Below are 26,240 nucleotides of genomic sequence, written 5' to 3' on the forward strand. Positions count from 1 at the left end.
TGAGGTTATGAGACATATTGCCGATAAGGCCGGTCGTTGATGATGAACGCCCGGGGATGTTTGGAAGCGTTGTGCACTTCCCACCACTCAGCAGAGCCGAAGGTGTAAGGAGCCCTCACAGGCCGGGAGTAGCCACGTACCCGGGTAGACCTCTTCCGGATAGCACAAGAAAGGCGCCCAGAGTCCCCCTGGGGCGCCGGGAAGGCTTGGGGAAGGCCTTCCCCTTCACTCACTCCTTGGGAGGCTGCCAGGGCCTCTACAGAGACGCCTGGGTAGGCAAGGGCAAGCAATCCAGCGACGAACGCGGACAGCGCACGGCTGATAAGGTCATCCATAGCTCTTCTTTCCTGGTAACAGCAGGTTGAGGAGTCAGGCCCTGTGAGGTGTTGACGCACCTTGCAGGGCTGCTTCTATGTGGGGGCTTGTCACATGGGCGCAGGGAGCGCTAGCCGTCTGCCGTCACCCGTAGGCACACTTCTCATAGCTAGGGGATCCTCCATTAAGAGTTCATCGCTCGAATAAGCGATACAGCGATCTTTTGGCGATTGGCACCGAGAGAAGCTGTCTCCATGACATGCCCGTAAGAGGACAGGCGCTTGATAAAAAAGCATCCTGCGCGAATCCGAGTACACGTGTGTTTTGTGTACACAGCCGGGCTTTCTCCCGGCTCAAAGTAAGTACCGGGAACACCCCGTGCTTGCAGCTCCTCATAGAGATTTCGCAGGACCTCCGACTTCCCTCTTTCTTTTGAGGAAGTCATGAAACATTCACCGTGTAGATGATCAACTCAAGAGCTCTGGAAAACAAATAAACAGGGCAAGCCATCTCAGCGCCGTCAGCGCGCTTCCACAGGTAACAGTCATCCGACACTGTGATGACAACAGGGGTCCTAGTGCCCGGAATGGAAGCATGGAGTTCTAGGGGCTCACCCTCCTCCCATGCGCTGACCTCCCTGGACTCAAGGGCACCGAGATCCTGGCAGCGGAGGACAGCTGATACCTGCCGTCCCTTAAGTTCCTTTTGCAACTCTTTCAGCTTGAGGAGATGCCAATGCCTGATATCTCCTGTATTCAGGTTTTCCCTTGGCGGGCCTGTACTGGTCATGCCGTGAGGCTGTCACCTGCAAGGAAGCCATGGAAGGTGGGATACAGAACGATCACGAATGGTCTTACCGAGTACAGGCATGTACTGACTTCGTGACAAGCTGAGTACATGGTGGACCAGAAGAAGCCCGCATGGGTCAGTTTTGGGGAGCACGTCAAGGGTTTGCGCAGGCAGCGAGGATGGTCTCTTGGACAGCTAGCAGAGATGACCAACTACTCAGCCACTTACCACAGCAAAGTTGAGCGCGCCGTGAGGGCGCCTAAGCAGGGCATTGTGGACGCCATGGACACGGCTTTCAGTACCAACGGGGCACTGCTCAGGCTCTGGCGTGATGTGGAACGCTTAGAGAGTGGGTCAGGTTGGTATGAGCAGTCTGAGGAGTATGAGAAGGAGGCGGATGAAATCCGCTTCTTTCACCCATTTGTGATCCCGGGCTTCTTCCAGACGGAGGGCTATGCGCGGATACTCATATCTCACACTGTCCCCATGGCCAACGAGGCACGTATTCAAAGAACCATCGCAGCACGCCAGTCGTGGCGAGAGCGCCTCCAAACTGAGGGCTCACTCATGCTGAGCGTGGTCATCCCTGAGCTAGTTCTCACTCAAAGAGTGGGTGGTTCGCATGTGATGCGAGATCAGCTTGAGCGCCTGGAGAAAGAGGCTACTGCCGAAGGTATTACAATCCAGGTGCTGCCCATGGGGTTGAGTGACTTCACATGGACCGTAGGGTCCTTCCGGCTCATATACATTAATGACAGAAGCCCTCTAGTGTGCTCTGAGTACACGACGGGGGAACACATCACTGATGAAGCCCCACAAGTGCGCAGGCTTGAAGTCGCGTATAATAAGCTGCAAACGTGGGCACTATCCCCCGATGACTCCCTAGAGAAAATGACCGAAATAAAGGAAGCACTGTGAACGAGTGGCATAAGTCCAGCTACAGCCAGGGCGAAACAAGCTGCGTAGAAGTGAACGAAGGTCCTCACAGTGTCCTCGTTCGGGATACTCAGAACAGGGAGCTTGGGCATCTAAGCTTTAAAGCTTCCGAGTGGACTTCCTTCCTTAAGGAAATCAAATACGGGCAACTGTAGACCACAGCACTACATCCCAAGAAAACCCCCTCACTGGACACCCCAGCTTCAAAGGCCGGGGTGTCCCTGCGCGCGAATGTCTTCTATATATGAAAATTAGATACATAGGAACTCTTGCTTTTCTTTTCCTTTTTGCTCTCGCAGGCTGTCAGAGCCAGGGGCAAGAGCAGCCCAAGGATGCGGCTACTGAAGAACCTTTCTTCGCGAACCCTTCCCCACCAAAGAGACTAGAACCTCCACCCCCAGAGACCTACCTAAGAAGCGGCTCAGATACCGGAACGGAGACCTACGCGCCGCCACCTCCCCCGCCAGCCCCCGAATACGACCCATGCGCTATCGACCCCATTACGGGTAATGTCCAAGATGGAGATTGTTTTGGAGGCATTCCCGTGGACTAGTAAAATCTAGGACAACCCAAGTTTTTCCACCCCGAGATCAGGCATAACCCCTGGCCCGGATTCCAGTCTTCTCTAGGATTGCAAAACCCCAGACCCGTATGCGGAGAGGGAACCCAGCCCCGGCGGGGTCTGAGAAGTTCGGCTGTGGGTGTTACCCCAGATGTGCAAGGGGACTTATTAAATCCCTCCTCTGTCCGTGCATTTTTTAGTATCTCCGTAAGCCTTACATTTTCCGGTTCATATCTCCGAGATTGGAGAGAAAAGAGCACATATTACGAGGGGTTCTTGGAATGTGTGATCTTCTCCTTGAAGATGAGTGTTGCCTGCATGGACAGGGCTTCTTGCGCTTGCTCTTCTCCTGAGCAGTGAACATGGATAGATGGATCTCCGAGAAGCCACGTCAGAGCGTGGCTATCGAGTGGAAGCACTCAAGGCAGCAAGGTCAACAGGGCTTGTGAGACGAAGCTCTGGGCTCAACAGGAGTCAGCAGAGAGCAAGCAGGAGAGCAGAGTGAGCACCTGTGCAGCTCACAGGACCAACAGAGCAGCGCTCACAGAGAGCCTTGTACAGGACAGGGGCCTTACAGAGGGCCTTGCTGGCAACTCCTCTGGCGCACCTGTGAGTGACGCACCTGTGATGCCCTGAGGGGCGCAGAGGGGGCTTGACGGAGAGGGGCCTTATCCAGGGGCGCGTTGGTCGTCCTGTGAGGCGTGGCACAGGCCCCGCCCCGGGGGTCGGGGCAGGGCCTAGTGTGGGTCTTCGGGTGATTGCAGGGGTGCCTTTGTTGCTCGGGGAGGGGTCAGCACCATGTCAGCACATGACCCCGGGCCAACCGTAGACAACCAAGCTCAACCCTTGCCCCTTCAAGCAGTGTCATTGCAGTTCAGAGAGGAAGTTTGACCAGGTGAACACCAATGTGCTATGGGCGGAAGGCCGTTGATGAATCTGGTCAATCTTCAGGACGTGTCCCTGGCCTACGGGCCGCTCGTACTCCTCGACAAGGTCTCGCTCGGTGTCGACGAGGGTGAACGCATCGGCGTCGTCGGTCGCAACGGAGGCGGTAAGTCGACGCTGATCTCCGTGCTGTCCGGCATCACCGAGCCCGACTCCGGGCGAGTGGTGCACAACCGCGGGCTGCGCGTCGGCTTCCTGCACCAACGCGACACCTTCCCCGACACCACCGTGGGGTCGTTCGTGCTGGGCGATCGGGCCGAGCACGAGTGGGCGGGTGACGCCCGCATTCGTGACGTCCTGCGCGGGCTGCTCGGTGGCTGGGCCCTGGACACGCCCATGAGCGCCCTGTCCGGCGGTGAACGGCGCCGCACCGGCCTGGCCCGACTCCTGGTCGGCGACCACGACCTCATCGTCCTGGACGAGCCCACCAACCACCTGGACATCGAGGGCATCGCCTGGCTCGCCGAGCACCTGCGCGGCCGTCCCGAGGCGCTGGTGGTGGTCACCCACGACCGCTGGTTCCTGGACGCCGTCACCACCCGCACGTGGGAGGTCGGGCGCGGTACCGTCGAGCGCTACGAGGGTGGCTACGCCGCCTACGTCCTGGCCAAGGCCGAGCGTGAACGCCAGGCCGCCGTCTCCGAGGAGCGGCGCCAGAACCTCATGCGCAAGGAGCTGGCCTGGCTGCGCCGGGGAGCCCCGGCGCGCACCTCCAAGCCCAAGTTCCGCATCGAGGCGGCCAACCAGCTCATCGCCGACGAGCCGCCTCCCCGGGACACCGTCGAACTCGTCAGGTTCGCCAGTTCCAGGCTCGGCAAGACCGTCATCGACCTGAAGAACGTGTCGGCCACCGTCCCGGGTCGCGTGCTGCTCGACGAGCTGACCTGGCAACTGGGACCCGGGGACCGGATCGGCCTGGTCGGCGTGAACGGCGCGGGAAAGTCGACCCTCCTGAGGATCCTCGCCGGGGAACGCGCCCCCGACTCCGGCAGTGTGCGCACCGGCAGGACCGTCAAACTCGCCCACCTGTCCCAGAACGTCGTCGAACTCGATCCCGAGTCCCGTCCCCTTCAGGCGGTCATGGACGTGCGTGAGCACGTCACCATCGGCAAACGCGACTACAGCGCCAGCCAGATGCTGGAGCGCTTCGGGTTCCGGGGCGAACGCCAGTGGACCCCGATCGGGGACCTGTCCGGTGGTGAGCGCCGACGCCTGCAACTGCTGCGCCTGCTCATGGACGAGCCCAACGTGTTGCTGCTGGACGAGCCCACCAACGATCTGGACATCGAGACCCTCACCGAGCTGGAGGACCTGCTCGACGGCTGGCCCGGCTCCCTGGTGCTGGTCAGTCACGACCGTTACTTCCTGGAGCGCATCACCGACCGCGTGCTCGCCCTGATGGGCGACGGCGGCCTGGCCTTCCTCCCGGGAGGGGTGGACGAGTACCTGCGGCGGCGCGCGGACACCATGGGTGAGGCCACGGTGCCCCAGTCCTCCTCCGAGGCGGAGGAGGCCCCGCGGGCGGAGCGGCCCGCAGTGTCGGCGGCCGAGCGGCGCGCGGCGCAGAAGGAGATGCAGCGCGTGGAACGGCGCATGGACCGTATCGGCAGGCGCGAGGCCGAACTCCACGAACTGATGGCCGCCGCGGCCGACGACTACGCCAGGCTCGCCGAACTCGACGCCGAGGCCAGGGCCCTGGCCGCCGAACGCGAGGAGCTGGAGGAGGTCTGGCTGGAGCAGGCCGAGGTCGCCGGCGACTGACACCGCCTGTGTTCTGGGTGGCGATTGTGCTGCGTTCTCCCTTTTCAGGGAGAATCCGGACACGTTTTGTGTGCGGTACCCGAGAAGGCAGGAAGTGGAAGAGATGATCTCCCTGGACCTGGACGAGATCCCCGTGACACTGATCGACGGGCGGCAGACGACGTTCGGCGAGTGGTCGGGTCAGGTGAGGCTGGTGGTCAACGTCGCCTCCCGCTGCGGCCTCACCCCGCAGTACGCGCGTCTGGAAGGGTTGCAGCACCGCTACGGGTCGCGGGGCTTCACCGTGCTCGGCTTCCCGAGCAACCAGTTCCTCCAGGAGTTCGGCGCCAACGAGAAGATCGCCGACTACTGCGCCTCCACGTGGGGGGTCACCTTCCCCATGATGAGCAAGGTCAGGGTCAACGGCAGGCGCGCCCATCCCCTCTACGCCGCGCTCGCCATGGTCTCCGACGAGGAGGGCAGGTCCGGGAGGGTGCGCTGGAACTTCGAGAAGTTCCTCGTCCTCCCCGACGGGGCCGTTCACCGCTTCCACCCCACGACGGTTCCCGACGATCCCAGGATCGTCGCCCTCATCGAGGAGTCGCTGCCCGGATGAGGGCGACGGACGGAGGGTATCGGTGACCCGGCCCCGGGTCGACGGGCGGACCGCTCAGTGCACCTGTTCGGCGAACACGGCCGCGATCTCCTTGGCACCCGCCTGGTTGGTGTGGATGTCCGGGCCCCGTCGGGTGTCGCACATCCACGTCAGGTCGCAGATGTTCTGGAGGTTGGTCGGCATCCCGGTGTCGCTGTCGGCGGGCACCTCGGTGTTGTCGGACTCGAACACCGTGTCCACGTCCGCCACGTCGATCCCGGCGGCGGAGTAGGAGGCGATGAGCGACTCGTTCAGTTCCGTGAGGATGTCCACCGAGTACTCCGCGAGAGAGTCGTCTTCGGTGCTCTCGACCTCGGCGTCGCCGTCGGGCTCCTCGGCCTCCTCGCCCTCGGCCTCTGCGGCGGCCTCGGTCGCCTCCTCCTCGGGCGCGTCGTCCAGCAGCAGCAGGGCCAGGAAGGGGTTGTAGTAGGTCATCCCGATGATCTGCGTGTCCGGCCCCGCGGCGTCGCGCAGCCGTTCGGCGATCACCGGGATCTCGGTCTCGACACGTTCGAGTCCGTCGGCCACGCACTCCTCGTCGATCCCGATGTCCTCGGGGGTCTCGGGATCCTCCACACCCTCCACGCAGCGGGTGAAGTTGTTCCCGCCGATGGTCAGGGTCACCAGGTCCACCCGACCCTCGTGTTCGGCCAGGAACGCCTCGGCCTCCTCCAGTTGCGAACCGTTCTCGTACCGCTCGTCGCAGTCGGGCAGTCCGCCCTGGAGGAAGGTCGTGGTGTCCTCGCCGCCGCATCCCATCCGCTCGTGGCGGAGCGTGGAGTCGGCGTCGTACAGGGTCCGGTGGAGGACGTCGGTGTACCCCTCCGAGGTCTCCGCGGGCGCCCCGTTCTCGTCGGGCTGCACGCCCACGCTCAACGAGTCGCCCAGGGACAGGTAGTAGCTCGGAGAGGTCGCCTGTTCCTCGCCGTCGCCACCTCCGCAGCCCGCTGCCAGCACGGTCACGGCCGCCGCGGCCATCCACCTTTTCACGTCTGATCTCCAACCAAAGCCCGGAATGTGTGTCGCGCCTGGACGCGGGCCCGGTGAGGGACGGGTACCGCTCGGTAACTAGCCTTGCGGACCGTCCGGCCCCATGTCGAGGGGCACCAGAAGGCATCTCAATAACGATGCGAGCCGTTTCCTGTCCTCTTCGTCCATCGGGGCGAGGAGGGACTCCTCATAGCTCACCAGGGACGCCAGCGCCGCGTCGATGCGCGCCGCGCCCTGTTCGGTCAGCCGGACCAGCACACCGCGCTTGTCCCCGGGGTCGGGGCGTCGCCGCACCAGACCGGCGGCGGTCAGTCGGTCCACCCGGTTGGTCATGGTCCCCGACGTCACCAGTGTGGCGCGCAGCAGTTTCCCCGGACTCAACTCGTACGGAGGACCGGACCGGCGCAACTCGGCCAACACGTCGAACTCCCAGGGCTCCAGGGAGTGCTCGGTGAAGACCGTGCGGCGGGCACGGTCCAGGTGGCGCGCGAGCCGGGACACCCGACTGAACACCTCCAGCGGTGTCACGTCCACATCCGGGCGTTCGGAGCGCCACGCCTCGATCAGCCCATCCACCTCATCGCGCATGGGAACAGTTTATCTCTTGACATCAAGAGATCGGGGCGGGTATGTCGCGCATACCCGCCCCGGATTTCGAGAGAGATCGTGGATTCAGCTCGACCTGCGTTTTCGTGAGCGCAGCTTCGGCTTGGGCTCCAGACTGGACAGCCCGTTCCACGCCAGGTTGACCAGATGGGCCGCGACCACCTCGCGCTTGGGCTTGCGGACCTCCAGCCACCACTGTCCGGTCAACGCCCACATGCCCACCAGTGCTTGGGAGTACATGGGCGCGAGCGCGGGGTCGTAACCCCTCTCGGCGAACTCGTCGGCCATGATGTACTCGACCTGACTGGCGATGTCGTTGAGCAGACTGGCGAAGCTCCCCGTACCCGAGGCCACGTGGGAGTCGCGGGTCAGGACCCGGAACCCCACCGTGTTCTCCTCCACGTACCGCAGCAGGGCCAGGGCCGCGCTCTCGATCTTGCCTCGTGCGTTGTCGGAGGTGAGGGCCTCGCCCATCATCCCCAGGAGGGTGCGCATCTCCCGGTCGACCACGACCGCGTAGAGGCCCTCCTTACCGCCGAAGTGCTCGTACACCACGGGCTTGGACACACCGGCCCGAGCGGCGATCTCCTCCACTGAGGCCGCGTCGAAACCACGTTCGGCGAACAGCTCCCGGCCGATCTCCACAAGCTGTTGCCGACGCTCCTTACCCGTCATGCGCTTGCGGCGCACACGGACCCTCTGTTCGCTGTCGGCTGCTCCCATGATGGCTACAGATCCTAGACCTTGACCCGCTTGGCGGCGAGTCTTTCGTTGTCGGGCCAGCGGACCTTGGTGGCCCAACCCAACTTCTCGAAGATCCAGATGACGCGGGCCGAGATGTCGACCTGACCCTTGAGCACGCCGTGGCGGGCGCAGGTGGGGTCGGCGTGGTGCAGGTTGTGCCAGGACTCACCGAAGGAGGGGATGGCCAGCCACCAGACGTTGCGGGAGCGGTCGCGCACCTCGAAGTTCTCCTCGCCGATGGTGTGGCAGATGGAGTTGATCGACCAGGTGACGTGGTGCAGCAGGGCGACGCGGACCAGGCTCGCCCAGAAGAACGCGGTGAAGGCGCCCCACCAGGACATGGTGACCAGGCCGCCGATGAGGGCCGGGGCGCCCAGGGAGAAGATCACGATCGGCACGAACAGCCTGTCGATGAGGACGACGTCCTTGTCCTTGAGCAGGTCGGGCGCGAAACGGCGGGGCGAGGTCTTCTTCTCGTCCAGGTACATCCACGCCATGTGCGCGTAGTACAGGCCCTTGGCCACCGACTTCCAGTCGTCGCCGAAGCGCCACGGCGAGTGCGGGTCGCCCTCGGCGTCGGAGTACTTGTGGTGGCGGCGGTGGTCGGCGACCCACTTGATGACGCTGCCCTCGATCGCCATGGAGCCCGCGATGGCCAGCGCGATGCGCAGCGGGCGCTTGGCCCTGAAGGAGCCGTGGGTGAAGTGGCGGTGGAAGCCGACGGTGATCCCCAGACCGCTGATCACGTAGAAGACCGCGGCGATGGCGATGTCGGTGAGGGACAGGCCCCAGCCCCAGAAGAAGGGCAGGGAGGCGAACAACGCGATCAGCGGCACGAACACGAAGGCGAAGACCGTGTAGCGCTCGGCCTTGCCTCTCGGCTCGGGCTCGTACTCGGGAATCGCCTCACGTTTCGTCTTCTGCATGCTCGGTACCTCAGAAATGACGGTCATGGTCCTTCAACACCTCGTCCTCGGGCCGTCGGGCAACGTCGTTGCGGTCAGGACGGCACCGGGACACCCGTGCGACTACCCAACCTATTCCTACGTAACCGTAACCTACGATGCCGTAGGTTTGGCAAGTCCCATGCGGGACGCGCTATCGTGGTGCAGGGCGCGGTCGCGACATGTTCCAACCCGCCGCCTTCCCGGATGATGTAATTGGCAGCATGTGGGGTTTTGGTCCCCATCGTCCAGGTTCGAGCCCTGGTCCGGGAGCTGTGAGGGCCCTCCGCGGGAAGTGGCGCGGCGTATCTCACACACTTCTCGTCGACCGCCCCCGAACACGGCGTCCACGCGGGCGCGACGGGAGGCGGGCATCCGAACCCGGCGTCATGCGACCGCTGGGCGACGGTGGCGCGCATGTATCCTGCCCATGTCGGCCGCTGGTCATCCGACGGCCGCCCGTGCGGCATGCGGGTCGCGCCGCCGAGGGGTGAGCCGACAGAACCATCACCGGCTATCACGAGGGGTCTCCTTCTGTGAGCGTGAACCGTCCAGCTGCCGTCATCGTCCTCGCGGCGGGCGAGGGCACCAGAATGAAGTCGAAACTTCCCAAGGTCCTCCACGAACTCAACGGCCGCAGCATGCTCGGCCACGTGCTCGCGGCCGCGCGGGATCTCGATCCCCAGCACTCGGTCGTGGTCGTCGGTCACGCCCGGGACCAGGTCAGGTCCCACCTCCAGGAGGTCGCCCCCGAGACCGTCACCGCGGTCCAGGAGGAGCAGAACGGCACCGGACACGCCGTGCGCATGGCGATCGAGGACCTGGGGTCCCAAGGCATCAAGCTCCGTGGAACCGTGGTCCTGACCTGTGGTGACACCCCGCTCCTGCGAGGCTCCACGCTCGCCGAGCTGGTGGCCGCCCACGAGGAGAAGGGCAACGCCGTCACCGTGCTCTCGGCACGGGTGCCCGACCCCCACGGTTACGGTCGCATCGTCCGAGACGCCGAGGGCGAGTTCACCGGGATCGTCGAGCACGCCGACGCCACCCCCGAACAGCACGCGATCGAAGAGATCAACTCGGGCATGTACGCCTTCGACGGCGCGCTGCTCTCCGAGGTCGTCCAGCGTCTTTCCACGGACAACGCCAAGGGCGAGGAGTACGTCACCGACGCGGTCGCCCTGTTGCGGGGCGACGGCCACCGGGTCGGCGCGTGGATCGCCCGGGACTGGCACGAGGTCCAGGGCGTGAACAACCGGGTCCAGCTCTCCGAGGCCCGCCGCGTCCTCAACGACCGCCTTCTCACCCGGCACATGCTCGCCGGGGTCACCGTCGTCGATCCCGCCACCACCTGGGTGGACGCCCAGGTCGCCATCGGCCGCGACGCGGTCCTGGAACCCGGGACCCGACTGAGGGGCGCCACCGTCATCGGTGAGGACGCCGTGGTCGGTCCACGCGCGGACCTGAGGGACACGGTCGTCGGTGAGGGCGCCACGGTGAGCGAGACCACCGCCGACCGAGCCGAGATCGGCCCGGGGGCGACGGTCGGTCCCTACACCTACCTGCGGCCGGGCACCCGCCTGGCCGACCGGACCAAGGCCGGCGCCTTCGTCGAGGTCAAGAACGCCAACGTCGGCAGCGGGTCCAAGATCCCGCACCTGACCTACGTCGGGGACGCCGACATCGGCGTGGGCAGCAACATCGGCTGCTCCTCGGTCTTCGTCAACTACGACGGGGTCAACAAGTCCCGGAGCGTGATCGGCGACCACGTCCGGATCGGCAGCGACAACACCATCGTCGCTCCGGTCCACGTGGGCGACGGTTCCTACTCCGGGGCCGGAACCGTGGTGCGCGACGACGTGCCTCCCGGCGCGTTGGCGATCTCCGAGGGGAACCGTCAGCGCAACGTCGAGGGCTGGACCCTGCGCAAGCGACCGGGAACGGCCTCGGCCGAGGCGGCGGAGAAGTCCAATCGGCACAGAGCCGACGACAAGTAGTGAGTGTGGGGGAGAACACGTGACCGGGATGAAGGCCACCGGCCAGAAGAACCTGATGTTGTTCTCGGGGCGTACGCACCCGAGCCTGGCCGAGGAGGTCGCGAAGGAACTGGGGATCGACGTGGTCCCCACCCGGTTCGAGACCTTCGCCAACGGCGAGATCTTCGTCCGTTACCTGGAGTCGGTGCGCGGCTCGGACGCGTTCGTCATCCAGTGCCACGCGGATCCGATCAACGAGGCCATCATGGAGCAGTTGATCATGGTGGACGCGCTCAAGCGCGCCTCGGCCAAACGCATCACCGTGGTCACGCCGTTCTTCGGGTACGCCCGCCAGGACAAGAAGCACCGCGGTCGCGAGCCCATCTCGGCGCGACTGATGACCGACCTGTTCCGCACCGCGGGCGCGGACCGGATGATGGCGGTGGACCTGCACACGGACCAGATCCAGGGCTTCTTCGACGGCCCGGTGGACCACCTGTTCGCACTGCCGATCCTGGCCGACCACATCTCCAAGCGGGTCGACCACTCCGAGATCACCGTGGTCTCCCCGGACGCGGGCCGCGTCCGTACTGCGGACAGGTGGGCGGACCGCCTTGGCGCCCCGCTGGCCATCATCCACAAGCGTCGCGACCCGGACGAGGCCAACCAGGTGAGGGTCCACGAGGTCGTCGGGCAGGTCAAGGGCCGCACCTGCGTGCTGGTCGACGACATGATCGACACCGGGGGCACCATCGTGAAGGCCTCCGAGGCGCTGTTCGAGCAGGGGGCGGCCAAGGTCCTGGTGGCCGCCACGCACGGCGTACTGTCCGGACCGGCGGCCAAGCGTCTACAGGACTCCCGGATCTCCGAGGTGGTCATCACCAACTCGCTGCCCGTGCCCGAGGAGCGTTCCTTCGACAAGCTCACCCAGCTCTCGATCGCTCCGCTGGTGGCACGCGCCATCAGCGAGGTCTTCACCGACGGCTCGGTGACGAGCCTGTTCGAGTAGGCCCTCGCCACGAGTCGTCCGCCTCCGTCCGCCCGTGGACGGGGGCGGACGTGTCCGCCGGGGGAGCCGGGGGACGGGGAGTGTTCGGAGTCGTCGGTGGAACCAGTAGACTTGAGCGAGTGTCCCCGTGTCCAGGCGGAGTCCTGCGGGCTGCGCGTGACAAACGCGGGCAGGGGTGCGCGACGAGCGTTCCCGGGCCGGACGGGTCCGGTGACGGCTCGCCGGGCACGCCTGGAACCAAGGCGGTCGCGTCCCCGAACTGTGGGGAGACCCCGCCGCATTCTCCGCCGCGGGCGGGAATCGTTCGTACTACTGGAGTCGTGTTCCCCGTACTGCGGGGTTGAGCCCGAGGAGTTTTGTCGTGTCCGAGGTACGTATCGCTGCCGAGCCCCGCACGGAATTCGGCAAGGGCGCCTCCCGTCGCGCCCGCCGCGCGGGTAAGGTGCCGGCCGTCCTCTACGGCCACGGCACCGAGCCCCGTCACCTGAACCTGCCGGGCCATGAGCTGATGCTCGCCCTCAAGACCCCCAACGTCCTGATCCGTCTCGACGGTCTGGACAAGGACAACCTGGCCCTGCCCAGGAGCATCCAGCGTGACGCCATCAAGGGCTTCCTGGAGCACGTCGACCTCCTGGTCGTCACCAAGGGCGAGAGGGTCGAGGTCGAGGTGCCCCTGATCCTGGTCGGCGAGGTCAAGGCCCCGGGCGTGCTCAACCAGGAGCTGGTGACCGTGCGGGTCGAGGTCGAGGCCCACAACATCCCCAACCAGGTCGAGTTCGTCATCGAGGGCATGGAGATCGGTGCCGTTCCGACCGCCGGCGAGGTCACGCTCCCCGAGGGCGCCACGCTGATCGACGACCCGGAGACCACGGTCCTCACCGTCTCCGCTCCTCGCACGCACGAGGAGCCGGAGACCAGTGAGGAGGCCGCGGGCGAGGCGGCCGAGAAGGAAGAGTAGGGTCTCACCCTTCGTACGTGAGACGGACGCGCGGCCCCGACCGGGACCGCGCGTCCGTCATGTCGGCAGCGGGATCGGTAGGCTCGTGCCCCATGGGGAACTGGTGGAGCAGGCTGTTCGGTGCCGGCGCGGGGAAGACCGGCGGTGAAGTCGCCGGCGAGGAGAACGAGGACATGGCGAACACCGAGCGTTGGCTCGTGGTGGGACTGGGCAACCCCGGCCCCAAGTACGCGGGGAACAGACACAACGCCGGTTTCCTGGTGGTGGAGGCGCTCGCCTCCGGCGAGCGCTGGAAGGCGCACAGGGCGCACGCCGAGGTGGTGGAGACCCGTCTGGACGGGGTGCCGGTGGTGTTGGCCAAACCCCGCAGCTTCATGAACCTGTCGGGCGGTCCGATCTCCGGGCTGGCCCGCTTCTACAAGGTTCCCGTCGAGCGGATCATCGTGGTGCACGACGAGATGGACATCGACTACGGTGCGCTCAAGCTCAAGAGGGGCGGCGGTTCGGGCGGACACAACGGCCTGAAGTCGACGACCTCGTCGCTGTCGAGCCCCGACTACGTCCGGGTGCGTTTCGGCGTGGGCCGTCCGCCGGGGCGGATGGACCCGGCCGCTTACGTGCTCAAGGACTTCTCCTCCACCGAGCGCGCCGAGCTGGACCTGAACGTCGAACGCGCCGCCGACGCGGTCCGCACGATCCTCTCGGACGGGCTGGACCGGGCGCAGAACATCTTCCACACGGCGGCCTGAGCCCGGAACGGGACCGCCCCGCCGGCGGAGGAGCCTCGGCGGGGCGGTCGGCCGCGAAGGCGCGGCGCCGCGTCACCGACCGGGGCCGGCCCAGGGCGGACGGCCCGGGCCCTTCCGGTCGGCCTTCAACAGGGTGTGCTTCATCGTGAAGAAGGCGGGCTTGGGACGGAACCTCTCGTCCATGACCGTCGCCGCGCCCTCACCCTCGAAGAACACCGGCACCCAGGAGTACTTGTCGGTGAAGCCCCAGATGGTGAAGGAGGCGCAGCCCTCCACGTTCAGGCACGCCGAGAGCGCCTGCTGGTAGTAGTCGGCCTGCTGCTCCAGCTGTGCCCAGGTCGGCCTCCCGCTCTCGGGGAGCTGCATGCGCACGTCCACCTCGGTCAGGGCGGTGCCCAGACCCAGGTCGTCGAAGCGCTGAAGGTTGTCCTCCAAGGAGCCGGGGAAGCCGTACTGGGTGCTCAGGTGCACCTGGGCGGAGAAGCCGTGCACGGGGACGTCGTCGGCGAGCAGCTCCTGGACCAGCTCGTAGTAGGCGTCGCTCTTGGCGTTGACGTCCTCGACGTTGTAGTCGTTGAAGTACAGTTCGGCCGACGGGTCCGCCTCATGAGCCCAGCGGAAGGCGTCGGCGATGATCTCCGGACCCAGCTCGCGGATCCAGATGTTGTCCTCGGTGCGAAGTTCGCCTTCCTCGTCGAAGATCTCGTTGGACACGTCCCACTGGTCGATCCGGCCCGCGTAGCGACCGACCACGGTGGTGATGTGGTCGTGCAGGATCTCGCGCAACTCCTCCGAGGAGAAGTCCCCCTCCTCCAACCACGCGGGGTTCTGGCTGTGCCAGAGCAGGGTGTGTCCGCGTACGTCCTGGCCGTTGCGCTCGGCGAACTCCACGATGGAGTCGGCCATCGCGAAGTCGTACTCACCCTGCTCGGGGTGGATGTACTCCCACTTCATCTGGTTCTCGGGGGAGACCGAACTGAACTGGTCGGCCAGGATCTTGCGGTAGGTCCGGTCCGAGGTGAAGGGATCGGGGTAGTCCTGCTCCTCGTGGTGGCCGCCGCCGGCGACGGCGGTGCCGATGACGAAGCCGTCGGGGGCCGCCCAGCGCAGCGTGCCGGGCTTGGCGTACTTGGGGTGGCCGGGGTGGTGGGGCGGCCCGTGGCCGTGGCCCGGCGTGGCCGCGACCGGGGCGGCCAGGGACAGTGACAGCGCCGCCGCCGTGAGTACGGCGGTGACGAGGCGGACCGGTTTCATGGGGGGCTCCACTTCTCGTACGGACGAAACTTCCGGAAATTTCCGTAACATGTGAGGAATGGACACTAGGCCGTTGACGTACCGAGCGTCAAGGTCCGGCCGTATCCACGTGCTGTCCCATCGCCCGTGCTCGTACTCTGGGTGAGTACAAGGGAGGACCAGTGGCCGACACCCCGTCACGAGACGTCACCATCTCCACCATCGCCGCAGAGGCCGGCGTGTCCGCACCGACGGTGTCGCGCGTACTCAACGGGCGGGGCGACGTGGCCCCCGCGACGCGCGAACGCATCGAGGGCCTCATCAGGGCCCACGGTTATCGGCGCAGGGGCAACCGTGCCCGGGAGCGCATCGGTCTGCTGGACCTGGTGTTCAACGACCTGGACAGCCCCTGGGCGGTCGAGATCATTCGCGGCGTGGAGGACGCCGCGCACGCGGTGGGCACCGGCATCGTCGTGTCGGCCATCCACCGCAGGGCCAGCTCGGCCCGTCAATGGCTGGAGAACGTCCGCTCGCGGGCCAGCGACGGCGCGATCCTGGTGACCACGGACCTGGACCCCACCCTGCACGCCGAACTGCGGGAGCTGCACGTGCCCGCCGTGGTCGTCGACCCGGTCGGAGTCCCGGACCTGGACACCCCCACGATCGGCGCCACCAACTGGGCCGGGGGTCTGAGCGCCACCGAGCACCTGATCCATCTCGGTCACCGGCGCATCGCCTTCGTGGCGGGGCGTCCCGAGTTGTGGTGCAGCCGTGCCCGGCTCGATGGCTACCGGGCGGGTCTGGAGACCGCCGGGCTGGCGGTCGACGACGACCTGGTGGTGCCGGGCGAGTTCGGGTACGAGTCCGGCTTCCGCGCGGGGGAGCGACTGTTCGACCTGGCCGACCCGCCCACGGCGGTGTTCGCCGCCAGCGACCAGATGGCGCTCGGTGTCTACGAGGCGCTCAGAAGGCGCGGCCTGCGTGTGCCGGCCGACGTCAGTGTGGTCGGTTTCGACGACCTTCCGGAGGCGCGCTGGTCGTCGCCCTCGCTGACCACGGTCCGCCAGCCCCTGTCCGACATGGGCAGGCTCGCCGTGCGCACCGTGCAGCGGTTGGTGCGGCGAGAGACGATCGAGAGTCCGAGGGTCGAACTGGCGACCGAACTCGTGGTCCGGGACAGCACGGCCCCGGCACCGTGAACCGTGCCGTGCCCCGAACTGGTGCGGGCCGTTGACATCGCGGCGTGACGCTCCTTAGGCTGCCCTCGTTTTCCGGAAAGTTCCGGTAATTCTGGGTTCCACGGCCGAGGAGGTCTGTGTGGCGCACCCCCAGGGACACGACCGACCGCCCCGAGAGCGCCTCCCGGCGGTCCCGTGCACCACGGCTCCGGCCGACGGGCACGCCCACCGCTCCCCGGACCTCTCCCCGTCCCAGGACCCGGTCGCCCCCGACATCGTCGACTCGACCGCACGGGGTGGTCGGTCCGTGGCCCTGACCTTCGACGACGGGCCCGACCCCCGCAACACCCCGCGGTTGCTCGACGTACTGCGGGAGAACCGGGTCAGGGCGGTGTTCTGCCTGTGGGGCGACCATGCGCGTCGACACCCCGAGCTGGTCGAAAGGATCGCCGTGGAGGGGCACACGCTGGGCAACCACGGCATGTACCACGACGACATGAGCACCTGGTCGCCGGAGCGGATCCGTGAGGATCTGCTGGAGACCGACGCGGTGATCCGCGAAGCGGTACCGCACGCCCGGGTCCCCTACTTCCGCGCGCCCTACGGGGCCTGGGGTCGTTCGCCCGAGGTGGCCGCCGAACTGGGCATGCGACCTCTGGGATGGAGTCTGGTGGTCCAGGACTGGGACTCGCCCGGTACGGACACGTTGGTCCGACGCCTGGAGGAGGGAGTCACGTCCCGCTCGGTGGTCCTGCTCCATGACGGCGGGGGCGACCGCGCCCAGACGGTCGACGCCGTGGCCCGGGTCATCCCCGTGCTGAAGGCCGAGGGCCGGCGCTTCACCCTGCCCGCCGCCCATGGGCCGTGACGTCCTTTCGGACCTCGGAGCCGTGGCCGGAGGGCACGCGGACCGGCTCCGACGTTCGAACCGTTCTCCCCAGGAGGAACGCATGCCCCCACTCACGCCCCGAAGGCGCCGGGCCGCCGTTCCGGTGAGCACGCCGGAGCCGCTCTCCGGCGGGGCCGTCGGCGCAGCCTCGGCCGGCCCCGTGGACGCCCCCGCCATCGACGGAACCGAGAACCGGGTCGGCACCTGGGCGTGCGTGCCGACCGCCACGCCGCCCACGGCGACCCCGGTGCTGCACGACCAGACCTTCCGTCAGGTGGTCCGCACCAGTCTGGGCGGCGACCGGTTGCGACTGAGGCTCACCAACGAGTTCGGAACGGTGCCCCTGCGTATCGGCGAGGTCCACGTGGCACTGCGCTCGGGGGCCACGGGCACCGACATCGACCCCTCCACCGACCACACGGTCACCTTCGGTGGGAACACGTCCCCGACCATCCCGGCCGGCGCGCCGATGATCAGTGATCCGGTGCCGCTCACACTGCCCGCTCGGGCCGCCCTGGTCGTGAGCATCCACGTGCCGGACGAGACACCCGTGACCACACTGCACGCCCTCTCCTACCAGGAGAACGAGGTGGCCTTGGGCAACGTCACCGGAGACACGAGCATCGAGGCGACCGAGACGCTCACCCAGTGGCGCTTCCTCTCGGGGGTCAGCGTGCGAGCCCGGACCAGGGGTGCCGACGCGGTCGTGGCACTGGGGGACTCGATCACCGACGGCTCGGAGACCGAGGTCGACGCCGACAACCGATGGCCCGACCTGCTCGCCGAACGGCTGGAGCACACCGGGGTGCTGAACTCGGGGGTCGCGGGCAACCGGCTGCTGCACGACCCCCGCCCCATCGCGGGCAGCGAGGCCGAGGGCTACGCGGCCTTCTTCGGACAGAGCGCCCTGCGTCGCTTCGACCGCGACGTGACGGCGCATCCCGGCGTGCGTCACGTCATCGTGTTGCTCGGGGTGAACGACCTCGGTCATCCCGGTACCACGGCCCCGCTCTCGGAGGTCGTCACGGTGGAGGAGATCATCGGGGCGCACCGTCAGATCATCGTCCGTTCCCACGCGGCGGGGCTGCGGGCCCACGGAGGCACCATCCTGCCGTTCGGGGGCGACGCCCTCGGTTTCTTCACCGAGGAGAACGAGGCCAAGCGACAGGCGGTCAACGAGTGGATCCGTACGGGCGGGGAGTACGACACCGTGATCGACTTCGACGCGGCGCTGCGAGACCCGAAGGACCCGTCGCGCCTGCGTCCGGACCATGACAGCGGGGACGGTCTGCATCCCAACGACGCCGGTATGGCCGCGATGGCGGAGGCGGTGCCGACCCGGCTCTTTCGGCCGGTCGTGCGGTGAGGCGCCCCCGCGTCGGGGACGAGTCCACCGGACGGCGTGACGGGCGCGTGTTCCGGGGCCTTGGACCCGCGCGGACGGTCACTTTCCGCACATGGTTTCGGGCGTCCGTTCGACGTGTCCATGGGCGCCCCGATCAGGGTCCTCCCGTGAGGCTCCTTGCCGGAAGGGCTTCGAGCAGGTGCTCGTGTTCTTCCCCGCCGGAGAGTCCTGGCGAACGATCGAAACACTGAGAGATTTTTACGCTACTTTGAGTTACCATTCGGGTTGCCATCCATGTCGCGCCCGAGGCACATCCGCCCCCAACCTCAGAGCCTGAGCCCCACGGTGCCGGGGCGATGTCTCGGAGTCGAGACTTCCAGAGCCGTGGTCTTGGGGGATACGTGGCCACAACCAGCAAGGTGGAGACCGCTCCCGAACGGCCGGCGCGGACCACCGTGACCTCCGCCGTCGCGGCGGCGGCCGGTTCCGGTGGGAACCGGGCCCCACGTTCGGGCGCGTGGGTCCGGCCCTACGTCGGGAGTCTGGTCTGCCTCGACCTGACCGCGGCCCTCGTCGCGGCCCTCAGCGGGACGACCGTGCGCTTCCACTCCGCCCTCGGGGAGAGCGCCACCCTTCCCTACCTCCACCTGTGCCTCCTGCTGCCGCCACTATGGGTGTTGTTCGTCTGGCTGGGCGGGGGTTACGCGCGGCGTTTCCTCGGAGTGGGCACCGAGGAGTACCGCCGTGTCGCCACCTCCGGGTTCGCCATGGGGGCGTTCGTCGCCATGGGCGCCTACGCCGTCGGCTTCGACCTGGCGCGTGGTTACGCGATCCTGACCCTGCCGCTCGTCCCGCTGGTCTGCCTGGTCCTTCGTTACGCCAGGCGCAAGGCCCTGCACCGCCGCCGTCGCTCCGGTCGGTGCATGAGCGGTGTGGTGGTCGTCGGTCACCGGGTGGCCGTGCGCGACCTCGTCCGCAGGCTGCGCGGTGAGGTCCACCACGGCATGCGCGTGGTGGGCGTGTGCCTGCCGCAGGAGGAGCGGGTGACGGGAGAGGTGGAGGGTTGCCCGGTCCTCGGCACCTTCACCGATGTCGCGGACGCCGTCGCGCTGACCGGAGCCGACACCGTCGCGGTCCTGGCCTGCCCGGAGATGGACGGCGCGGAACTACGCCGCCTGGCCTGGCGACTGGAGAAGACCGGCACCGATCTGATCGTGGCCTCCGCGCTCATGGACGTGGCCGGTCCGCGCACCTCCATCCGGCCGGTCGCCGGGCTGCCGCTGCTGCACGTGGAGCACCCCGAGCTGGTGGGGGCCCGTCGCGTCCTCAAGGGGATCTTCGACCGCTGTGCCGCGGCGTCGGCCCTGGTCGCGCTCTCCCCGCTGTTCCTGGTGCTGTCCGTGCTCGTGCGCGCCGAGGACGGTGGTCCCGCCCTCTTCGCCCAGACCCGGGTGGGAAGAGGCGGGAGCGAGTTCACCGTCTACAAGTTCCGCACGATGATCCCCGGGGCCGAGGTGTTGAGGACGACGCTCCAGTCCCGCAACGAACACGACGGCGTGCTGTTCAAGATGCGCCGCGATCCCAGGGTGACGCGTGTGGGGGCGTGGCTGCGCCGCTACTCGCTCGACGAGCTTCCCCAGCTCGTCAACGTGGTCCGGGGGGAGATGTCGCTCGTCGGCCCCAGGCCGCCGCTTCCGGAGGAGGTCGCCCGCTACGTGGACGATGTTCGTCGTAGGCTCGTGGTCAAACCAGGTATGACGGGTCTGTGGCAGGTCAGCGGCCGTTCCGATCTCTCGTGGGAGGAATCGGTCCGCCTCGATCTGCGGTACGTGGAAAACTGGTCGCTGACATTGGACATCCAGATCCTGTGGAAGACGTGGTCAGCGGTGATCCGTGGAGCGGGAGCGTACTAGCCGGTGAACAACATCCGAAACGACCATGAGGTGGCCCGCGACCTGGCGAGTGAGGCCGGCCAGCTGCTGTTGCGCCTACGCGCCCGGCACGGCTTCGGCGAACCCGACGTGCTACGCACCCTGGGCGACCGCACCTCCCACGAGTTCCTGTTCTCCGCCCTGGGGCGGCTGCGACCCAGCGACGCCGTGCTCTCCGAGGAGGGCGTCGACGACCCCGCGCGTCTGGGGGCCCGCCGGGTGTGGATCATCGACCCGCTCGACGGCACCCGCGAGTTCGCCGAGGCCGGACGCACCGACTGGGCGGTCCATGTGGCGTTGTGGGAGAACGGTGAGCTGGTCGCGGGCGCCGTGGCGCTTCCCGCGCAGGGCAGCACCCTGTCCACGGTCGATCCGCCGTGGCTGCCGGAGGAACGTCCTTCGGACCAGCGACTGCGTATCACCGCCAGCAGGACCCGGCCGCCGGCCTTCGTGCAGCGCATGGCCACCCAGCTCGGCGCCGAGGTGGTCCCGATGGGTTCCGCCGGAGCCAAGATCTGCGCGGTGATGCTCGGTATCGCCGACATCTACGTGCACGCGGGGGGCCAGTACGAATGGGACAGCGCGGCGCCGGTCGCGGTCGCCCGCGCCGCGGGGCTGCACGCCTCCCGGATCGACGGATCCGCCCTGCGCTACAACGAGGCCGACCCCCTGCTGCCTGATATCCTTGTATGTCGACCGGAATTGTCGGGTATGTTGTTGGCAAGCATCCGCGACGGCGCGGACCTGGACAACGCGGGTCCGCACACGGGGGGTTGACCGATCCCCGCCGTCGGCCCTGTCGATACTACGAAGGCGGGTTCATGGGCCAGGCGATTCAGCAGGCTCCGGGACGTTACCAGCTCTCCCGGCTGGACGTCCTGGAGGCCGAGGCGGTCTTCATCATGCGCGAGGTCGCGGCGGAGTTCGAAAGGCCGGTCCTCCTGTTCTCCGGAGGCAAGGACTCCATCGTCATGCTCCGCCTGGCGGAGAAGGCCTTCTGGCCCGGTGCCGTCCCCTTCCCGGTCATGCACGTGGACACCGGCCACAACTTCCCCGAGGTCATCGAGTTCCGTGACCGCCGCCTGGCCGAGGCGGGGATCCGCCTGGTGGTGGCCTCGGTACAGGAGCAGATCGACGCGGGCAAGGTCACGGAGCCGACCGGTCGCTGGGCCAGCCGTAACCGCCTCCAGACCTCCGCGCTCCTGGAGGCCATCGAGGAGCACGGGTTCGACGCGGCCTTCGGTGGCGCGCGCCGCGACGAGGAGAAGGCGCGGGCCAAGGAGCGGATCTTCTCCTTCCGCGACGAGTTCGGCCAGTGGGACCCCAAGAACCAGCGTCCCGAGCTGTGGAACGTGTTCAACACCCGCATCGAGCGAGGCGAGCACATCCGGGTCTTTCCCATCTCCAACTGGACCGAGCTGGACGTGTGGGCCTACATCAAGCGGGAGCGGTTGGAGCTGCCCTCCATCTACTTCGCCCATGAGCGCGAGGTGTTCGAGCGCGACGGCATCCTGCTGGCCGACTCGCCCCTCATCCAGCGTGAGGAGACCGAGGTCCCCTTCACGGAGACCGTCCGCTACCGCACGGTCGGCGATCTGACCTGCACCGGCGCGGTCAGGTCCACGGCGGTGGAGATCGACGACGTCATCGCCGAGATCGCCGCGACCCGCATCACCGAGCGCGGGCAGACACGAGCCGACGACCGCGCGAGCGAGGCCGCCATGGAGGACCGTAAGCGCGAGGGCTACTTCTAGTCCGACGCCGGCCGCCGCACCACGCCCCTCTCCCCGAGGTCTCCAAGGACCGCGGTCCTTCCCGCCTCGCACGACCCCCGCCGCCCACTGCACATAGGACCAGGTGAGCATGAGCAACGACATCCTGCGGTTCGCGACGGCGGGATCCGTCGACGACGGCAAGAGCACCCTGATCGGACGACTGCTGTTCGACTCCAAATCCATCTTCGAGGACCAACTCGACGCGGTGGAGCGCACCAGCGTCGCGCGGGGGGAGGAGCAGGCCAACCTGGCGCTGCTCACCGACGGACTGCGCGCGGAGCGAGAACAGGGCATCACCATCGACGTGGCGTACCGCTACTTCGCCACCCCCAAGCGCACCTTCATCATCGCCGACACCCCCGGGCACATCCAGTACACCCGCAACATGGTCACCGGGGCCTCCACCGCGGACCTGGCGATCATCCTGGTGGACGCGCGCAAGGGCCTCCAGGAGCAGAGCCGCCGCCATGCCTTCCTCGCCACCCTGTTGCAGGTGCCGCACCTTGTGCTGGCGGTCAACAAGATGGACCTGGTGGACTACTCCCAGGAACGCTTCGAGGAGATCAGGGCCGAGTTCACCGACTTCGCGACCAAGCTGGAGACGCGCGACCTGACCTTCGTGCCGATCTCGGCGCTCAACGGCGACAACGTGGTGAGCCGTTCGGAGAACATGCCCTGGTACAGCGGACCCTCCCTGTTGCACCACCTGGAGAACGTGCACATCGCCTCCGACCGCAACCTGATCGACGCGCGTTTTCCCGTGCAGTACGTGATCCGGCCCCACAAGTCGGCCGACCCCGAACTGCACGACTACCGGGGCTACGCGGGTCAGCTCGCCGGAGGGGTGCTCAAGCCGGGTGATGAGGTCGTCCACCTTCCGTCCGGGCTGAACACACGCATCGCCAAGATCCTCACCGCCGACGGTGATGTGGCCCAGGCCTACTCGCCGATGTCGGTCACCCTCCTGCTGGAGGACGAGATCGACATCTCCCGCGGTGACATGATCTGCCGCCCGAACAACATGCCCGCGGTCACCCAGGACCTGGAGGCGATGGTGTGCTGGATGACGGACGCGCGCAAGCTCACGCCACGCTCCAAACTCCTGCTCAAGCACACGACCCGCAGCGCGAAGGTCATCGTCAAGGACCTGCGGTACCGACTGGACATCAACACCCTGCACCGGGACGAACAGGCCGATCACCTCGCGGTGAACGAGATCGGCCGGGTACGGCTGCGCTCGACACAGCCCCTGTTCGTGGACGAGTACGGCAGGAACCGTCAGACGGGCGGATTCATCCTCATCGACGAGGCGACCAACGCCACGGTCGCCGCGGGGATGGTCGTCCGAACCGTCTGAGCACGGGTCCCTCCTCCAAGGGACGCACTCCTCAGGGGTCGCCTCCGGGCGGCCCCTTCGTCGTGCGCGGAGAGTACGAAAAAGGTGAACGAGGAAAAAAACCTCCGTCAACCCTGGCAAAGAGGACGGAATCTAACTAACGTGACTTTTGGCAGAGTTTGCAACCGAGTGAACACACTGGGTAGCCAATCCTGCCGGACCCCTGACACCCCCTTCTCAAGGAGAAGACAGAGTGCGGAAGAACACCGCGGGGAAAGGGCTCGGCGTCATCGCGGCCGGAGCCCTCTCCCTCCCCCTCGTCCTGTCCGGGACCGCTTCGGCGGGGACACAGGACCTGGCCCCCCTGTACACCAGTGACGCCGCCTCGGGCGAGGCCTGGTTCGTGGTCCTGGAGGACACGCTCAGCGCCGCGTCCGTGACCCCGACCTCGCTCGGTATCGCGGCCGAACAGGTGAACCACACCTACGAGGAGGTCCTCAACGGCTACTCGGCCGACCTGAGCGAGGCCGAGGTGCGCGAACTGCGCGCACAGGACGGTGTCGCCTACGTCGAGCAGGTCGGCGTCGCGCACACCACGACGACATGGGGCCTGGACCGCATCGACCAGGAGGACCTGCCGCTGGACGGGTCCTACACCACCACGGGCGACGGCTCGGGCACCTCCGCCTACGTCCTCGACACCGGTATCGACCCCGGCCACCCCGATTTCGGCGGGCGCGCCTCGGTCGGATTCGACGCCAGTGGCGGCGACGGCATCGACCGCCAGGGCCACGGCACGCACGTCGCGGGGACCATCGGCTCCGAGAACTACGGCGTGGCTCCCGGGGCCGACCTGATCGGGGTCAAGGTCCTCGGTGACAACGGGTCGGGCTCCTACGACGACGTCATCGCCGGCGTGGAGTGGGTGGCGGAGAACGCCGGGTCCAACGCGGTCGCCAACATGTCGCTGGGCGGGCCGCCCTCCCCGGCCCTGGACCAGGCCGTCGAATCCCTCGCGGACTCGGGCGTGTTCGTGGCGGTGGCCGCGGGCAACGAGGGCCAGGACGCCGGCAACACCTCTCCGGGAGGGGCCGAGGGCGTGGTCGTGGTGGGAGCCTCCGACTCCAACGACGCCGCGGCCACCTTCTCCAACCACGGTTCGAACGTGGACATCTACGCCCCCGGTGTGGGTGTGGAGTCGACCGTCCCCGGCGGTGGGACCAGCCGGTTCAACGGCACCTCGATGGCCAGCCCGCACGTGGCCGGTGCCGCCGCGCTGTACAAGAGCGTCCACGGTGACGACGCCCAAGGCGTGATCCTGGGATGGCTCACGTCCAACGGTGGTGTGGACAAGCTGAGCGGAGTGCCCTCCGGCACCGTCAACCTCCTCCTCAACGTCCAGGGTCTGTAGGACGGAGGAAGAGGCCGGCGGTTGTGGAGTTCCCCGCTCGTTCACAACACCGGCCCCTCCTTCGGCGCGGGAGTGAGGAGACGGACGACCCCGGCCGGGTACGGCATCCCCGGCCGGGGTCGTCCTCATGAGGCGGCGAGGGCACACGGAGGAGTCACCTTCCGCCACGGAGATTTCACCGAAGGTAATAGCCTGCCTGTATGGACGATGGGTATCGGCTGGTGTTCGTCGGTGGCATGGGTCGCTCGGGATCGACCCTGATCGAACGGCTCCTCGGAGAGTTGCCCGGGTTCTGCTCGGTCGGTGAGACCGTGCACCTGTGGCGGCGCGGACTGGTCGAGGACGAACGGTGCGGCTGTGGCCGGTCGTTCTCCGACTGCGGTTTCTGGGTCGAGGTGGGACGGGAGGCCTTCGGTGGCTGGCACCGGCTGGACGCCGACCAGGTGTTGAGACTCAAGGGCGGTGTCGACCGCACCCGCTTCCTGCCGGCGTTGCTCCACGGCCCCGGCGACGGCCCGCTGGCCTCCCGCTGTGAGCGTTACACCGAGCTCTACCACCGGCTGTACTCGGCGGTGTCCCTGGTCAGTGGGGCCCGTGTGATCGTCGACGCCAGCAAACACGCCTCGCTCGCGGCGTGCCTGCGACGGCGATACGGCGCGCGGCTGCACCTGCTGCACGTGGTACGGGACCCGAGGGCGGTGGCCCACTCCTGGGCCAGGAGGGTCGCGCGCCCCGACGCCTCCGAGCGAAGCAGCGAGCCGGAGATGGCCCGCTACTCCCCGGGGCGGGCGGCGGTCCAGTGGATGACGCAGAACGCCTGTCTGGACGCGCTCTCCCGACGCGGCACCCCGACCCTGCGAGTGCGCTATGAGGACTTCGTCGCCGACCCGGGAGGGGAGTTCGCCCGTATCGCCGATTTCGCGGGACACACGGGCGCTCCGTTGGACGTGACCGGAGGCGGCGTGGACCTGTCGGAGGGGCACGCGATGTCGGGGAATCCGATGCGGTTCACGAACGGACGGATCGGCGTGCGCGCCGACCATGGTTGGCGTGGGGCCATGCCCTCCTGGCGGCGGGGCCTGGTGGCCGCCGTGACCGCGCCCTTGCGTGGACGTTACGGTTACTGACGCCCGCGGATGTCCGTTATGCCAGAGCAGGGCTGTTGTCCTCCCCGAATGTCACTTATAGTAGCTATCTTAATACTGTGAGTCGTGTTCTGGGGTGCTG

23 protein-coding genes are annotated in these 26,240 nt (G+C 67.1%); 17 read left to right on the forward strand and 6 right to left on the reverse strand.

The window, feature by feature from the left end; all coding sequences use genetic code 11:
- Window positions 1–756 precede the first annotated feature (756 nt).
- Complete coding sequence (locus PFX91_RS05940) at window positions 757–1,104, reverse strand: hypothetical protein (protein WP_285730005.1); 348 nt, start codon at window positions 1,102–1,104, stop codon at window positions 757–759.
- 108 nt (window positions 1,105–1,212) lie between these two features.
- Here PFX91_RS05940 and PFX91_RS05945 point away from each other — a divergent pair, with 108 nt between their 5' ends.
- The 4 genes from PFX91_RS05945 to PFX91_RS05960 all read left to right on the forward strand — a co-directional run bounded on the left by PFX91_RS05945 (window position 1,213) and on the right by PFX91_RS05960 (window position 5,903).
- A complete protein-coding gene (locus tag PFX91_RS05945) occupies window positions 1,213–2,022 on the forward strand; it encodes a helix-turn-helix domain-containing protein (protein WP_285730006.1) in 810 nt (269 codons plus the stop codon).
- The gene (locus PFX91_RS05950) at window positions 2,019–2,195 is read left to right on the forward strand and encodes a DUF397 domain-containing protein (RefSeq protein WP_285730007.1); all 177 of its coding nucleotides are present in this window, start codon (window positions 2,019–2,021) and stop codon (window positions 2,193–2,195) included. Before PFX91_RS05945 ends, PFX91_RS05950 begins: the two co-directional genes overlap by 4 nt.
- A 1,337-nt stretch (window positions 2,196–3,532) precedes the next feature.
- Window positions 3,533–5,308, forward strand: a complete 1,776-nt coding sequence (locus PFX91_RS05955) for an ABC-F family ATP-binding cassette domain-containing protein (RefSeq protein ID WP_285730008.1) — start codon at window positions 3,533–3,535, stop codon at window positions 5,306–5,308.
- Between the two features lie 103 nt (window positions 5,309–5,411).
- Entirely contained in the window at window positions 5,412–5,903 is a 492-nt protein-coding gene (locus PFX91_RS05960; protein WP_285730093.1) for a glutathione peroxidase, read from the forward strand.
- Window positions 5,904–5,957: 54 nt separating this feature from the next.
- Here PFX91_RS05960 and PFX91_RS05965 read toward each other — a convergent pair whose 3' ends face one another.
- From PFX91_RS05965 to PFX91_RS05980, 4 genes are all read right to left on the reverse strand, one after another.
- Window positions 5,958–6,920, reverse strand: coding sequence for an SGNH/GDSL hydrolase family protein (locus PFX91_RS05965; protein ID WP_285730094.1), 963 nt, complete (start codon window positions 6,918–6,920; stop codon window positions 5,958–5,960).
- A gap of 90 nt (window positions 6,921–7,010) precedes the next feature.
- Window positions 7,011–7,520: a MarR family winged helix-turn-helix transcriptional regulator gene (locus PFX91_RS05970; protein ID WP_285730009.1), complete on the reverse strand. Its 510-nt coding sequence runs from the start codon at window positions 7,518–7,520 to the stop codon at window positions 7,011–7,013.
- An 84-nt stretch (window positions 7,521–7,604) separates the two neighbouring features.
- Window positions 7,605–8,261 carry a TetR/AcrR family transcriptional regulator gene (locus PFX91_RS05975; protein ID WP_285730010.1) on the reverse strand — a complete coding sequence of 219 codons (657 nt, stop codon included), beginning with the start codon at window positions 8,259–8,261 and terminating at the stop codon, window positions 7,605–7,607.
- A gap of 14 nt (window positions 8,262–8,275) precedes the next feature.
- Window positions 8,276–9,235 (reverse strand): acyl-CoA desaturase, encoded by a 960-nt coding sequence (locus PFX91_RS05980; protein ID WP_285730011.1) that lies wholly within the window; start codon window positions 9,233–9,235, stop codon window positions 8,276–8,278.
- A 527-nt stretch (window positions 9,236–9,762) separates the two neighbouring features.
- On the opposite strand from PFX91_RS05980, the gene glmU reads away from it, so the two are divergent.
- The 4 genes from glmU to pth all read left to right on the forward strand — a co-directional run bounded on the left by glmU (window position 9,763) and on the right by pth (window position 13,915).
- Window positions 9,763–11,220 carry a bifunctional UDP-N-acetylglucosamine diphosphorylase/glucosamine-1-phosphate N-acetyltransferase GlmU gene (gene glmU, locus PFX91_RS05985; RefSeq protein WP_285730012.1) on the forward strand — a complete coding sequence of 486 codons (1,458 nt, stop codon included), beginning with the start codon at window positions 9,763–9,765 and terminating at the stop codon, window positions 11,218–11,220.
- 19 nt (window positions 11,221–11,239) lie between these two features.
- Window positions 11,240–12,208 (forward strand): ribose-phosphate diphosphokinase, encoded by a 969-nt coding sequence (locus tag PFX91_RS05990; protein ID WP_285730014.1) that lies wholly within the window; start codon window positions 11,240–11,242, stop codon window positions 12,206–12,208.
- A 361-nt stretch (window positions 12,209–12,569) separates the two neighbouring features.
- On the forward strand, window positions 12,570–13,166 hold the full coding sequence (locus tag PFX91_RS05995; protein WP_285730015.1) for a 50S ribosomal protein L25/general stress protein Ctc: 597 nt from the start codon (window positions 12,570–12,572) through the stop codon (window positions 13,164–13,166).
- A gap of 92 nt (window positions 13,167–13,258) precedes the next feature.
- Window positions 13,259–13,915, forward strand: coding sequence for an aminoacyl-tRNA hydrolase (gene pth / locus PFX91_RS06000; RefSeq protein WP_285730016.1), 657 nt, complete (start codon window positions 13,259–13,261; stop codon window positions 13,913–13,915).
- 72 nt (window positions 13,916–13,987) lie between these two features.
- Here the strand turns inward: pth and PFX91_RS06005 are convergent, their stop codons facing one another.
- Window positions 13,988–15,169, reverse strand: a complete 1,182-nt coding sequence (locus PFX91_RS06005) for an endo-1,4-beta-xylanase (protein WP_285730017.1) — start codon at window positions 15,167–15,169, stop codon at window positions 13,988–13,990.
- Between the two features lie 161 nt (window positions 15,170–15,330).
- On the opposite strand from PFX91_RS06005, the gene PFX91_RS06010 reads away from it, so the two are divergent.
- The 9 genes from PFX91_RS06010 to PFX91_RS06050 all read left to right on the forward strand — a co-directional run bounded on the left by PFX91_RS06010 (window position 15,331) and on the right by PFX91_RS06050 (window position 26,140).
- On the forward strand, window positions 15,331–16,347 hold the full coding sequence (locus PFX91_RS06010) for a LacI family DNA-binding transcriptional regulator (protein WP_285730018.1): 1,017 nt from the start codon (window positions 15,331–15,333) through the stop codon (window positions 16,345–16,347).
- A 118-nt stretch (window positions 16,348–16,465) separates the two neighbouring features.
- Entirely contained in the window at window positions 16,466–17,194 is a 729-nt protein-coding gene (locus PFX91_RS06015) for a polysaccharide deacetylase family protein (RefSeq protein WP_285730019.1), read from the forward strand.
- A gap of 82 nt (window positions 17,195–17,276) precedes the next feature.
- Window positions 17,277–18,581, forward strand: a complete 1,305-nt coding sequence (locus PFX91_RS06020; RefSeq protein WP_285730020.1) for an SGNH/GDSL hydrolase family protein — start codon at window positions 17,277–17,279, stop codon at window positions 18,579–18,581.
- Window positions 18,582–18,916: 335 nt separating this feature from the next.
- The gene (locus tag PFX91_RS06025) at window positions 18,917–20,473 is read left to right on the forward strand and encodes a sugar transferase (protein ID WP_502888253.1); all 1,557 of its coding nucleotides are present in this window, start codon (window positions 18,917–18,919) and stop codon (window positions 20,471–20,473) included.
- Between the two features lie 3 nt (window positions 20,474–20,476).
- Window positions 20,477–21,268 carry a 3'(2'),5'-bisphosphate nucleotidase CysQ gene (locus PFX91_RS06030; RefSeq protein WP_285730022.1) on the forward strand — a complete coding sequence of 264 codons (792 nt, stop codon included), beginning with the start codon at window positions 20,477–20,479 and terminating at the stop codon, window positions 21,266–21,268.
- A 44-nt stretch (window positions 21,269–21,312) separates the two neighbouring features.
- A complete protein-coding gene (gene cysD / locus PFX91_RS06035) occupies window positions 21,313–22,245 on the forward strand; it encodes a sulfate adenylyltransferase subunit CysD (protein WP_285730024.1) in 933 nt (310 codons plus the stop codon).
- Between the two features lie 109 nt (window positions 22,246–22,354).
- On the forward strand, window positions 22,355–23,623 hold the full coding sequence (gene cysN, locus PFX91_RS06040; protein ID WP_285730025.1) for a sulfate adenylyltransferase subunit CysN: 1,269 nt from the start codon (window positions 22,355–22,357) through the stop codon (window positions 23,621–23,623).
- A 232-nt stretch (window positions 23,624–23,855) separates the two neighbouring features.
- The gene (locus tag PFX91_RS06045; RefSeq protein ID WP_285730027.1) at window positions 23,856–25,013 is read left to right on the forward strand and encodes a S8 family peptidase; all 1,158 of its coding nucleotides are present in this window, start codon (window positions 23,856–23,858) and stop codon (window positions 25,011–25,013) included.
- A 236-nt stretch (window positions 25,014–25,249) separates the two neighbouring features.
- Window positions 25,250–26,140: a sulfotransferase gene (locus PFX91_RS06050; RefSeq protein WP_502888262.1), complete on the forward strand. Its 891-nt coding sequence runs from the start codon at window positions 25,250–25,252 to the stop codon at window positions 26,138–26,140.
- Window positions 26,141–26,240 lie beyond the last annotated feature (100 nt).

This window comes from Nocardiopsis sp. ATB16-24, assembly GCF_030271535.1.
GTDB lineage: Bacteria > Actinomycetota > Actinomycetes > Streptosporangiales > Streptosporangiaceae > Nocardiopsis.